Source organism: Cryobacterium sp. AP23 (genome assembly GCF_054075385.1).
Map to the genome: position 1 here is coordinate 168,117 of NZ_CM133415.1, position 12,147 is coordinate 180,263.

Sequence of the window (12,147 nt, forward strand, 5' to 3'; positions counted from 1 at the left end):
CGGCGCCGCGTTCGATTCCTACTACGCGTCGAGCGCTTCACCGGTCGGGTCCGCGGCATCCGCGTCGACCAGGGGCATGCCGCCGAGCGGCAGTCCGGCCCAGGACAACAGGGTCCAGCCCTCCTCCGGTGAGCCGGACAGCTCGACCACGCCGGTGTTGTCGAGGTCGTGCAGGCCGGCGAACATCGGCGGCACGTTCGTGGCACGAGACGCGGCCCAGACCCGGATGGCCGCACCGTGGCTGAACACCGCCGCGGTGTGCCCGCTCGCGGCCGCCACGGCGATATCGGCGTCGAACCGGGCGAAGAACGCCTTCCCGTCCGGTCCGCCGGGCATCTGCACCTCGAGGTTGCCCGCTCCCCAGGCGAACACCGTCTCCATGTAGCGGCGCACGGAGGCGTGGTCGCTGCGGCGCTCGAGGGAACCGGCCTCGATCTCGTGCAGGCCGTCGGCCACCTGGATGTCCAATCCCCGGTCGAGCGCGAGCGGCTGGGCGGTGAGCTGGGTGCGCTGCAGGGTGGATGCGAAGATCGTGTCGATCGAATCGAACCGCAGGGCCTCGGGAATGATCGCGGCCTGGCGCTCACCCAGTTCGGTGAGGCCCGGTCCGGGGTGGGCGGTATCAAGCTGCCCGAGCACGTTGGCGGGCGTCTGGCCGTGGCGGATCAGCAGGAGTCGCATGGTCATCCCAGCATAGGCACGGCCGTGCCCGGATGACAGCGGGGGAGCCGCTGCCTCACGTCCTGTCGCGGGTCACGGTGACATGCCAGTTTGAGGCCCCTTCCCGGCGCCTGAAGGGGCCGCAACTGGCTTCTCGCGGCGGCGACGGATGGTGACTTGCCAGTTGGGGCCGGTTGCGGGCGTCTGAAGGGGCCTCAACTGGCTTCTCGTGCGGGCTGGTGCCTCGGGCGGGCGGTCAGCCGGCGGCGGACCAGCGCACGGGCACGGGCAGTTTGGACTGGGCGTCGTCGCCCGCGTGGCCGATGCGTTCGAGCAGCCTTTCCATCGCCAGGCGGCCGAGCTCCTCGCCGTCCACCTCGATCGAGGGGGCGCCGCGGAGGCCGAGGGCGGCCACGACGCCGTCGTCGGCGCTGACGACAACGTCGCCGGGCACCGCGATGCCGCGGGCGTTGAGCCCGAAGATGAGTCCAAGCGAGATCGACGCCGCATACGAGATGACGGCCGTGGCCCCGGAGGCGATGACGGCCTCGGCCGCCTCCACGCCGGAGGCGACGGTGGCCGGGTACGGGCCGAGCACCGTGAGTTCGCAGCGCCCCGCGGTCGCATCCCGCACGGCGGCGATGCGCTGGGCGTTCTGCCACGACCGGTCGGGCCCGCCGACGAAGGCGATGCTCGCGTGGCCCCGGTCGAGGAAGCCGCGGGCCAGCTCGCCGAAGGCGGTGGCGGTGTCGGCGGAGACCGAGGGCAAGCCGGCGATCTCCCGGTCGATCAGTACGCTCGGGATGCCGGCGGCGGCGCCGGAGACAACGTCGTCGTCACCGCGGGGCGCCGCGATCAGGAAACCGTCGACCTGGCGGGACAGCGTCTCCAGGGCCGCGAGGTCGGTGGGGGAGTCCAGCCCGTGCACGGCGATGGTGAGGTGCAGCCCCGAGGCGGCCGCCTGCTCCTGCGCTCCCCGGATGATGGGCGTGAAGAAGCTGTTCTCCAGGGTGGGCACCACGATGGCCACGAGCCCGGTGCGCCCGCCGGCCAACGCCTGGGCGGTGCGGTTGGGCACGAAGCCCAGCGTCCGTGCCGAATCCAGCACCCGCGCAACGGTGGCCGGCGACACCAGGAACGGCTTGCTCAGCGCTCGCGACGCCGTGGCCTTCGATACTCCAGCGTGCTGCGCGACGTGCTCCAGAGTGGCCACTGGAGGCCATCCTTCCTGATCGAATCGACCGCCGAGGTTTTACGTGGTCGTAACATTCGGGGCCCAAATGGGGGTGACGCTTGCCTTAGGTTGGAATGAAACCGGTTGCACAACCGGTTTCATCCACTCCTAGTATGCCGAAGGTTAGCCCTGTATGACTCGAAAACCAGCACTACTGCTCATACCGGGGCTGGTGTTCATTCTGTTCGGTTTTGCCATCCCATCGGCAATCATGCTGTTGGCACCGCCGTCGACCGACACCGCTGACGTCTTCGCCCGGTTCGGTGCAATGCTCACCGACCCGTACGACCTCGCGATCATCTGGCGCACGGTGCGGATCGGACTCATCGTCACCGTCGCCTGCGTCGTGCTCGGCTTCCCGATCGCCTACCTGCTGGCCCGGTCCACGTCGCGCTTCGCCGGAATGTGGCTGGCGCTGGCGATCTTCCCGCTGCTGCTGAGCAACGTGGTGCGCACCTTCGGCTGGCTCGTGATCCTCGGCAGCCAGGGCGCCTTCGGCCAGTTGCTCGTGGTGCTCGGCATCACCGACCAGCCGCCGCAGCTGCTTTACACCGAGCTGGCCATCGTGCTCGGCCTCATCCAGCTGTTCCTGCCGCTCGCCGTCATCTCCTGCTACTCCGCGGTGGCGCAGGTCGACGCGGGCCTGGACCACGCCGCCCGCGGCCTCGGCGCCACCAAGTCGCAGACGCTCTGGCAGATCGTGATCCCGCTGTCCCGGCCCGGCATCCTCATTGCCGGCACCCTGGTCTTCGCCGGGGCGACGACCGCGTACACCACGCCGTACCTGCTCGGCGGATCCAGCCAGCGGATGCTCTCCACCCAGCTGTTCTCCTACGCCAGTGTCAGCGTCGACTGGGCCGCGGCATCCGCCACGGCGCTGATGATGACGCTGCTGGTGTTCATGGTCTCCGGGCTCTCCTCGCTGATCTCCCGCAAGGCGGGGGTGACCTCGTGAAGGGCCGTCCGATCCTCGGCACCCTGGCGGTGCTCGGCTACATCATCATGATCGTGCCGATCCTGTTCGTCGTCTCCACGGCCTTCACCGCCGGCGACGCCCTCACGTTCCCGCCGCAGGGTCTGTCGCTGCGCTGGTTCGGCGAGGCGCTGGCCTACCAGCCGTTCGTCGGCGCCCTGCTCTCCAGCCTGCAGCTGGCGATCGTGTCCACCGCGCTCGCGCTGCTGCTCGGCGTTCCCGTCACCCTCGCCATCCAGCGCGGCCGGATCCCCGGCAAGTCGCTGGTGGAGGGCCTGTTCCTCTCCCCGCTCGTGGTGCCGGAACTCGTGGTGGGACTCGCGCTCTACCAACAGATCATGATCGGGCTGCACCAGACCTCGTTCGTGGCCCTCCTGGTGGGCCACACCGTGCTGCTGCTGCCGTACGCGGTGCGGGTCACCGGGGCGTCGCTCGCCCTCGCCGACCCGGCGATCGAGGAGGCCGCCCGCGGCCTGGGCGCCTCGCCGTTGCGCACCTTCTTCTCCGTGACGCTGCCGCTGCTGCGGCCGGGCATCTTCTCGGCCGGCCTGCTCAGCTTCGTCACCTCGTTCAACAACGTGCCGCTGTCGCTGCTGCTGCAGAGCCGCCAGTTCCGCACCCTGCCCGTCACGATGCTCGATTACGTACAGCAGTCCTACGACCCGATGATCGCGGCCATGTCCACGCTCATCCTCGCGGGCACTGTCGTCATCGCGATCGTCGCCGAGAAAACCCTCGGTTTTGCCAAGATCTTCGGAGGTATCAACAAATGACCAGTGCGGCCGAATTCACCGGGGTCACCCAGTCGTACGGCGACACCGTCGCGGTGGACAACCTCAACCTCCAGATCGAAGAGGGCAAGCTCACCACCCTGCTCGGCCCCAGCGGCTGCGGCAAGACCACGACACTGCGGATGCTGGCCGGCTACATCACCCCGAGCGCCGGCACCATCACCATCAACGGCGCCGACGCCACCCGGCTGCCGCCGGAGAAGCGCAACCTCGGCATGGTGTTCCAGTCCTACGCGCTGTTCCCGCACCTCACCGTGGCCGAGAACGTGGGCTTCGGCCTCAAGCTGCGAAAGGTCCCGCCGGCCAAGCGCCGGGAGGTCGTGATGCACAACCTCGACCTGGTCGGTCTCGCCCACCTGGCCGACCGCAAGCCCAAGGCGCTCTCCGGCGGCCAGCAGCAGCGCGTGGCGCTGGCACGGGCCATCGCCATCAGCCCGTCGCTGCTGTTGCTCGACGAGCCGTTGTCGAACCTCGACGCACGGCTGCGGGTGCAGATGCGCAGCGAGATCCGCCGCATCCAGGGCGAAACCGGCCTCACCGTCGTGCTCGTCACGCACGACCAGGAGGAAGCGCTGGAGATGAGCGACACCATGGTGGTGATGCGCGCGGGCAAGGTCATGCAGACCGGCGCCCCCTCCGCGGTCTTCACCGCGCCGGCCAACCGGTTCGTGGCCGACTTCCTCGGCTACGAGAACTTCCTCGAGCAGGGGGACGGCAGCGTCCTCACCGTGCGCCCCGAGCACCTGCGGGTGGGCCTGGCCGGCCGCGCGCCGGCGCCGACCGGACTCTCCGTGTCGGCCGTGGTCACGGACTCCGTCTACCGCGGCGTCGACCACATCGTCACCATGACCGCCACGGATGCCGGCGGCAGCGCCGTCACCCTCGTCTCGACCAGCCGCAGGGACACCCTCACCTCCGACGACCTCGTCCTGCACCCGGGCGACCTCGTCGTGGCCCAGGCGCGCGACCACGAAATCGTGCACCTGACCCCCGAAAAATAGCAACCCTTCCCCCCACCGCACCCCGTTCTGCCCTCACCAAAAGGAAACCCCATGTCCCACGCAGTTCCTCGCCGGCGCACCGCGGTGCTCGGTCTCGCCTTCGTCGCCACCGCCGCCCTGCTCGCCGGGTGCTCCGCCACCCCGGCCCCCACCGCCACCCTCGAACCGGGTGAGGAAGCCAGCGGCACCATTGTCGTGAGCACCTTCCCGTTCGGCGTGGAAGAGTTCCAGCAGGCCATCGTCGACCCGTTCGAGGAGGCCACCGGCATCACCGTCGAACTCGACACCGGCAGCAACGCCGACCGGCTCTCCAAGCTCGAACTCAACGGTGACAGCTCCGGCATCGACGTGATGCTCATCTCCGACTACTACGCCGCACTCGGCCAGTCCAAGGACCTCTTCGCCGAGGTCGCCGCCGACGAGGTGCCCAACCTCGCCGAGATCAGCGACTTCGCCAAGGAAGAGCAGTACGACGGCCCCGCCTACAGCTACCAGCTCAACGGCACCCTGTACCGCACCGACCAGATGACCGCAGCGCAGGCCGCGGACTGGGAGACCTTCGGCGACCCCGAGTACGCCGGCAAGATCGCCATGCCCGACATCTCCGTCACCGCCGGCCAGCTCACGGTGTCCGGCATCGCGGATGTCTTCGGTTCCGACCCGTACGACGTCGACGAGGCGTTCAGCACCTTGGCCTCCTGGAACGACAACGTGCTGCAGTACTACACGTCCTCCACCGAGGTCTCCAGCCTGCTCAGCCAGGGCGAAATCGCGGCCGCACCCGCGCTCAGCGGCTTCGCCACCAGCCTCGTCGCCTCCGGCGCGCCGATCGCCTGGACCGCTCCCGACGAGGGCAAGTTCATGGCCACCAACCGGGCCATGATCCCCGTCGGCGCCCCGAACACCCCCGCGGCGAACGCGTTCATCGACTACCTGCTCTCGGCCGAGGCGCAGTCCTCGTCCGCCGCGATCGTCGGCGACCTGCCCGTGAACCCGGGCGCCACCGTGCCGGCGGACCTCACCGAGATCGCCGGCCTGGCCGCGACCGACCCGATCGGCGACGGGTACAGCACCCTCGACATCGACACGATCGTGGAGAACCGCACGGACTGGGTAGACCGGTTCGCCCGCGAGGTCTCCTCGCTCTAACCGACGCGAGCCCACCAGCAGCGGCGGCCGCCCGATTCCCCCCTCGGGCGGTCGCCGCCTTCACCACCCCAGCTCCACCGCCCGCAGGCCACCGTTCCAGTTATCACCGTGAAAGCCATGACGCTCATCGAAACGCCCACCACCGCCAGCTACCTCGACCGGATTCCGAAGACCGACCTGCACTGCCACCTGATCGGCACCGTGCGGGCGTCGACCTTCGGCGAGCTGGCCCGCCGCGAGAAGCTCCAGTTGCCCGACAGCGCCGAAGCGATCTTCCGGGACATCAACTCGCTGCCGCCGGACCCGGCGCTCTACGCCAACACCCGCATCCCCGTGCCGATGGGGCGAAGCGCCGACGAACCCGTCACCTCCTACTCCCTGTTCAAGGCATCAGAGTGGGTCGTCGAGGTGCTGCGCAGCGCCGAGGACCTCACCCGCATCACCTACGAGGCCTTCGAGAGCGCGCACGCCAGCGGCACCCGGCACCTCGAGCTGTTCTTCGACCACCTGCCGCCACACCTCGCGAAGCTGGGCTACCGCGGCGCCGTCGAGGCGTACGCCGACGGCATCCGGATGGCCGAGCGCGACTTCGGCATGACCGGCCGGATGATCGCCGGCATCGACCGCAGCAAGAGCGGCGAGCACGCCCTGCAGCTGGTGCAACAGATCGTGGACAACCCGCACGACTACGTCGTGGGCATCGGCCTGGACAACCTCGAAACCGCCGGTCCGCCGGAGCGGTTCGTCGACGCGTACACCCTCGCGGGCGCGGCCGGCCTCAAGCGCACCGCGCACTCGTCTGAGCACGCGCCTGTCGCCGTGAACACCATCACCTGCCTCGACCAGCTCGGCTGCGACCGCATCGACCACGGCTACTTCGTGCTCGAGGACGACGCCGTGGTGGAGCGGGTCCGCGCCGACCAGACGCCGTTCATCGTGGCATTCACGACCTCGCGCCGATCCTGGCGGCCGTGGCGCCAGGCGTCGATCAAGGCGATGGTGGATGCCGGCCTCAATGTGATCCTGGCCTCGGACGATCCTGGCATGTTCCCCACCACCATCGCCCAGGAGTACCGGATCGCCTCGACGTCACTCGGGCTGGACACCTCGAAGCTGCGCGCCATGTCCCTGGCCGGCGTCGAGGCCTCCTGGCTCGCCGAACCGGAGAAGATGCTCCTCCGCGAGCGCTTCATCCGCGAATTCGACGTCCTCGACCAGGAGCTGACCCACTAGACCCCCCGCGACCCGCGAGGAGGGCCCCGAAAACCTCCAGGTTTGGGTGCCCTCCTCACGGTTCGCGGGCTCACGTCTCCGGCGTTTTCGCGACTGGCCACTTGAGGCCGCTAGCGGGCAGCCGAAGGGGCGCCAACTGGCAAGTCGTGCCCCAGCGGATGTTGAGTTGCCAGTTGACGCCTATTGCGGGCGGTTGACGGGGCCGCAACTGGCTTCTCGTGCGGCCTGGCGCCCCGGGGTCAGGTGAGGTCGCGGAGCCGGGCGGAGAGCCCGCCGGCGGCGGCGCCCTTGCGCTCGGACGTGATCGCAATCACGAGCATGACCGCACCGATGGTGGCCAGGGTGATCCACCACAGCAGCGGGTTGATGGTCTGGCCGATCTGCACCGTGAACACCGTCGCAACCTCGATGGGCAGGACCGCCAGGCTGATCAGGAACGGTGCGGCCAGGCGTCGGGTCGAGCCGATGAGAATCGCGACCAGCGCCAGGGTCATCACCAGGATCGCGCGCCAGGTCTGCGGGTCGGTGCCGGTCGCGAGGACCGACGGCAGGAACGTGATGACGATTCCCGGAGCCAACAACCGCCAGGAACCGGCGAATCCGGCCGGCCAGGAGCCGAGGGTCGGTGCGACCGTGCGCGCGCCCGGTCGCATCGCGATGATGCCGGCGCCGAGCAGGGCAAGGCCCAGCGGCAGCGAGAAGGCCTCGACCCGCAACTCCCGCTCGCTCCAGCCCGCCACGGCCGTGCACCAGGCCAGCACGAAGAGGAACCAGGCCGGCGGCAGCGCCCCCGGCCCGGTGCGGGCCCGCGCGGCCACGACGAGCATGAAGCCCAGCATCGCCACCATCAGCAGCACCAGGCTGCCGATGGAGAAGGCATCCGGCCGGATGGCGGTGATCGGCCCGGCGACCAGGAACGCGGTGGCGGCGGCGTAGCGCCAGCGGGCCGGGGCGGTCTCGGTTGAGTCCTTCTTGAACAGAGTCTCCGCGAGCGGGTCGGCCTCGTGCAGCTTCGACGCGAGCGGGGCCGTCGCGAGCGGGGCAGTTGGCCGGGTTGGCGGGTTGAACCGGCCCAGCGCGCCGGCGACGACCGCGAGCCCGGCGGCTGCGATGCTGACGGCCAGGACGGGCAGCATGACGCCGGTCTGCGGGTTCGCGGCGAGGTCGTCCTGTTCGAGGCCCCAGCGCACGCCCTGCACGGCACCCGCCGCCGCGGCCAGTGTGGCGACCACGATGATGGGGTCGAGGAGGCCGTGGAGCGCCCGCGGCCAGGTGGCGGCAGTATCGGTTGCGGTTGCGGTTGCGGTTGCGGTTGCGGTTGCGGTTGCGGTCGGGGTCGGGGTCGCGGTGGCGCTGGCTGTCGCTGCGGCACCCGCGGCGGTGCGCGCGATCGTGTGCCCGACCAGGCCGAGAGCCAGCGCGGCAGCCAGAAGCCCCAGGGTGCGCCATGGCACGACCGGTGCGGGGTCGGCGGCCGCCACACCGGCCGACCCGTACCCGACCAGCACCAGCAGGCTCGGCACCACGGCGAGGGCGAGGCCGGCGGCGGCCAGCTGTCGGCCGGCACGCCCCCTGACCAGCAGGATGGTGCCGACAGCGAGCATCGCCAGTGCCGGCGGCAGCAGGTACGGTTCGGGCACCGTGACGCCGAGCAGCGCCCACACGCACCAGAGCGCGCCGGTCCAGCTCGCGCCCGCGGCCCACCAGGCCTGGCTGCGCCGGGTGGTGAACGCGGTCACGGCGGCGCCCGCTCCGAGGATGACCAGAACGAGAATCGTCGTCGGCAGGCCGGCGGCCGTGCGCACCAGCGCCAGCACCACGGCCAGCACACCGGTCACCGCCGCGGAGAGCTCGATCCACAGGCGGCAGGCCTGCGCCTCCACGGCCGACAGGCCCTGACGCAGCAGGGACCGCTCGATGACGACGGATGCCGCGAAGGTTGCGGCCACGATCGCGGCGATGATCGGCAGGACCACCGGGGACCCGCTCATGGCCAACAGTTGGGCACCGAGGCACACCACGACCACCGCCAGCGACGGCACCAGCAGGGCGGCCGCGGCCGAACGCAGCTGGCGCGTGAGGCCCGACCGCCGGGTGGTCATCAGCGTGAACGCGAGGGCGAAGGCCAGGCCGGTGGAGAGCGCGGTCCAGCCGCTCCGCACGAGCAGCACGGCCACCACCCCGGCGACGAACGGCACCGCGCTGACGCTGAGGACGGCGTACCAGCCGCGCGGGGACAGCCACGTGGTGAGGGTGGCGGCGAGGGCGCAGAGCAGGCCGACGGTGGTGGTGAGGCAGAGCACGGCGATGCCGTCGACGCCGGCGAAGGTGAGCGCCGTGGCCACGAGGACCAGCGCATAGCCGTAGCCGATGCCGAGGTAGAGCGGGCGCTGGCGGGCGGTGACCGTGCGGGCCAGGGCGGCCAGCAGCACCACCGCAGCGGTGCCCACCCACACCGTGGTCGAGTGCTGCATCCATCCCGTGATCGCCGCCAGCAGCAGCACCAGATGTGCGCCGGTCCGCACGGCGGTGCTGATCGGCGCGGATGCGGCAGCGAGGGCCGGAAGGAGGAGCAGGCCCACGGTAAGCATCGCGGCCAGGACCAGGCCGACCACGGCCTGACCGGTCAGGGAGAATCCGGCCCAGCCGGCAACCGTGAGCAGGGTGAGAACACCCAGCCACACGGCGAGCCGGAGCGACGTGGCTGGCGGGGCAGCCGGAGCCGGTGCCGATTCCGGGGTGGTCGCCTCGGCCGGAATCGAAGCCATGGCATCGCCGCGGCCGTCCTGGTCGACCGCTTCGGCCGGAACTGGAGCAATGGCGTTCCCGCGGCTAACCCGGGCGACCGCCCAGGCCGTGGCCGCGAGGGCGACCAGCGCGGCGATCGTGGCCAGGCCGAGGTTCTGGGCGACCAGTCCGGCACCGTAGCTGTAGGGATCGTTCGAACCGGCCAGCAGGGAGACGTCGGCGCTGTTCCAGTACCCCCGACTCGACGACTCGCCCGGGGTGATGCCACCAGCCCAGCGGAGCGGAGCGAAGTACGCCCCGACCAGTTGCACGCCCGCGTTCACGAGCGCGGGTACCGCGCCGAGGACCAGCACCGTGACCCCGCCGGCGAACAGGGGGCCCGGGCGAGCGGCCGGGCTGGAGCGCAGGGCGGCGAGCCCCACCATGGCCACGCCGCCCGCCGCCGGAATCAGCGCCAGGTACCAGGCGGTGTCACCGACCGGCACGGAAATCGGCAGCATCGCCACCGCAGCGACGGCGAACGCACCCGCGGCGAAGCTCCAGAAGCTCGGCAGGCCGTTGCGGCTGCCCAGCGCAGCAATCACCGCGAGCCCGAGTAGGAGGGCACTGTGCCGGAGCAGGTCGGCCGACCCCGGCACGATCAGCGTCAGCGTCGCCTGCACCAGGGTGATGCCCACCGCCAGTACCTGGAGCGTTGTCGCCGTGGCGCGCTCGGCGCCGAGCGCAGAGCCGAGCCGGGGGGAGAGGTGGGCGAGCAGCGGATGCAGCGCGAGCGCCACGACGGCAACGCCCAGGCTGCCGAGAACCGCGTTCCATTGCGAGCCGCCGCTGCCCAACAGGCCCGGGAAGAGGGCCAGCCCCACGACGGCCGTCCACAGCCAGACCCGCACGCCGCTGCCCGCGCCCAGCGCGAACAGCACCGCGGACCCGGCCAGGGTGCCGAGCGCGGCGAAGGTCCAGGCGCTGCCGGACGGCGCCAGTTGCACGAACGCCCACACATCCAACGCGGCGAACACCACACCGAGGGACCCGACAGACTCGGCCGAGAACCGGAGCCGGCGCCGGGCGAAGAGCCAGGCACCGCCGAGGAAGGCGAGCGTCATCGTCCCGGTGATGGCCGTGCGCACGGCGAAGCTGGTGAGGTCGGGGTTGAAAAAGGTGAACACCAGCGCGGCGACGGCGAGCAGCGCGGCACCGGCGAACGCGAGCACGGACTGCACGCTCACCTGGGCGCTGCGGGTCGGGCCGGTCGGCGCCGAAGCGGCCGCGGGCACCGGGGCGGCCGTGCGGGCGGCCCCTGTTGCAGCCGGCGCCACGGACGCACCAAGTGTGGACGGCATACCGGGGGCGGACGGCGGCGCCGCCGGGGCGCTCGTGCCGGCCGGCCACACCGTGGGCACCCGGTCGAGCAGACGCTCGCGCGCCCGCAACGCCTTCGCCACCCGTGCGGCCGCCGACACCAGCTCGCCGCCGATCGGGCCGCTCAGATCGGCCCCGCACACCGGGCACCATTCCCCGGCCAGCCGGGCATCACATCGGGGGCACACGCGCCGGTCTTCCAGATACCGAACGGCAGCGTCGCTCCAGATTTTCCCCATGGCCGCAGTCTAGGTGGCCGCTGTTGGGTGACCACCGGTGCGCGGGACCCCCAGAATCGGTGGATCCCGCGCGCCACAGGCACGCCGCGCGAACCCGTAAAATGGTTCTGTGACTGATGCGACGAAGCACGGCCGTGCGCCGATCTCGCGCATCGTCGACGAGGGGCTCCTGATAGCCCTGTCGTCGGTGCGGATGGCCGTCAAGAACGACATTATTGTCGCGGGCCTGGCCGAGCACGCCGACTATGACCTGGCGCGCTTCGCCGACACCACCCGCCGGGAGCTGCTCGCGCTCGCGTCCGAGAACCTGGAGTCGGCGATCCGGGTGGGCCACCAGCGCAAGGAGCTCACCTCGTCGACCTGGCGGCTGGACCTCTCCCAGGACCAGCTGATGGACATCCGCCAGCTCAAGCTGCGGAAGCGCGTGCACAAGCGCCTCGCCGCCGCCCTGGTCGCTGTGGCGGAGGACGAGGAACACGTTGCCCGCCTCGTGCTCGACTCCCAGAGTGCGGCCAGCGAGGAGATCCAGGCCGCCATGCAGGCGCGGCTGATGCGCCTGTCGATCGACCCGCTCGATCCCGATTACCAGCTTCACCGGGCCGAACGCACGGAGATGTTCCTCATGGTCGACCTGGCCCTGCTTAAGCTGAAGGCCGACGAGGCCGCGGGGTTCGGTCCCGGCGAGTACTAGCGGCGCCCGCCGAGGCGGACGGTGCCCGTGGCGGCCCGTTCGTGCGACTACGGTTGAGGAGGTCCGATC

The 12,147-nt window shown here is 70.8% G+C and carries 9 protein-coding genes; 6 read left to right on the forward strand and 3 right to left on the reverse strand.

The genetic code is table 11. The features are described 5' to 3' along the window. Window positions 1-21: 21 nt before the first annotated feature. Together ACU5E9_RS00815 and ACU5E9_RS00820 are read right to left on the reverse strand one after the other, a co-directional pair. Window positions 22-681 (reverse strand): histidine phosphatase family protein, encoded by a 660-nt coding sequence (locus ACU5E9_RS00815; protein ID WP_456813470.1) that lies wholly within the window; start codon window positions 679-681, stop codon window positions 22-24. Between the two features lie 235 nt (window positions 682-916). Then, window positions 917-1,873, reverse strand: coding sequence for a LacI family DNA-binding transcriptional regulator (locus ACU5E9_RS00820; RefSeq protein WP_456811758.1), 957 nt, complete (start codon window positions 1,871-1,873; stop codon window positions 917-919). Between the two features lie 232 nt (window positions 1,874-2,105). Between ACU5E9_RS00820 and ACU5E9_RS00825 the strand changes: the two genes are divergently transcribed. The 5 genes from ACU5E9_RS00825 to ACU5E9_RS00845 all read left to right on the forward strand — a co-directional run bounded on the left by ACU5E9_RS00825 (window position 2,106) and on the right by ACU5E9_RS00845 (window position 7,041). Further along, complete coding sequence (locus tag ACU5E9_RS00825; RefSeq protein WP_456811759.1) at window positions 2,106-2,849, forward strand: ABC transporter permease; 744 nt, start codon at window positions 2,106-2,108, stop codon at window positions 2,847-2,849. Beyond that, on the forward strand, window positions 2,846-3,640 hold the full coding sequence (locus ACU5E9_RS00830; protein ID WP_456811760.1) for an ABC transporter permease: 795 nt from the start codon (window positions 2,846-2,848) through the stop codon (window positions 3,638-3,640). Before ACU5E9_RS00825 ends, ACU5E9_RS00830 begins: the two co-directional genes overlap by 4 nt. Continuing rightward, a complete protein-coding gene (locus ACU5E9_RS00835; RefSeq protein WP_456811761.1) occupies window positions 3,637-4,659 on the forward strand; it encodes an ABC transporter ATP-binding protein in 1,023 nt (340 codons plus the stop codon). Before ACU5E9_RS00830 ends, ACU5E9_RS00835 begins: the two co-directional genes overlap by 4 nt. 51 nt (window positions 4,660-4,710) lie before the next feature. Beyond that, window positions 4,711-5,808, forward strand: a complete 1,098-nt coding sequence (locus tag ACU5E9_RS00840) for an ABC transporter substrate-binding protein (RefSeq protein ID WP_456811762.1) — start codon at window positions 4,711-4,713, stop codon at window positions 5,806-5,808. Between the two features lie 117 nt (window positions 5,809-5,925). Next, window positions 5,926-7,041, forward strand: coding sequence for an adenosine deaminase family protein (locus ACU5E9_RS00845; RefSeq protein WP_456811763.1), 1,116 nt, complete (start codon window positions 5,926-5,928; stop codon window positions 7,039-7,041). Between the two features lie 239 nt (window positions 7,042-7,280). Here ACU5E9_RS00845 and ACU5E9_RS00850 read toward each other — a convergent pair whose 3' ends face one another. Then, window positions 7,281-11,291: an SCO7613 C-terminal domain-containing membrane protein gene (locus ACU5E9_RS00850; RefSeq protein WP_456811764.1), complete on the reverse strand. Its 4,011-nt coding sequence runs from the start codon at window positions 11,289-11,291 to the stop codon at window positions 7,281-7,283. 205 nt (window positions 11,292-11,496) lie between these two features. On the opposite strand from ACU5E9_RS00850, the gene ACU5E9_RS00855 reads away from it, so the two are divergent. Further along, window positions 11,497-12,078 carry a hypothetical protein gene (locus ACU5E9_RS00855; protein ID WP_456811765.1) on the forward strand — a complete coding sequence of 194 codons (582 nt, stop codon included), beginning with the start codon at window positions 11,497-11,499 and terminating at the stop codon, window positions 12,076-12,078. The last annotated feature ends 69 nt before the right edge of the window (window positions 12,079-12,147 follow it).

Bases quoted from the DNA above. Each gene is read 5' to 3' on its own strand.
- ACU5E9_RS00815 (WP_456813470.1), bottom strand. From the start codon at position 681: ATGCGACTCCTGCTGATCCGCCACGGCCAGACGCCCGCCAACGTGCTC.
- ACU5E9_RS00825 (WP_456811759.1), top strand. From the start codon at position 2,106: ATGCTGTTGGCACCGCCGTCGACCGACACCGCTGACGTCTTCGCCCGG.
- ACU5E9_RS00835 (WP_456811761.1), top strand. From the start codon at position 3,637: ATGACCAGTGCGGCCGAATTCACCGGGGTCACCCAGTCGTACGGCGAC.
- ACU5E9_RS00840 (WP_456811762.1), top strand. From the start codon at position 4,711: ATGTCCCACGCAGTTCCTCGCCGGCGCACCGCGGTGCTCGGTCTCGCC.
- ACU5E9_RS00845 (WP_456811763.1), top strand. From the start codon at position 5,926: ATGACGCTCATCGAAACGCCCACCACCGCCAGCTACCTCGACCGGATT.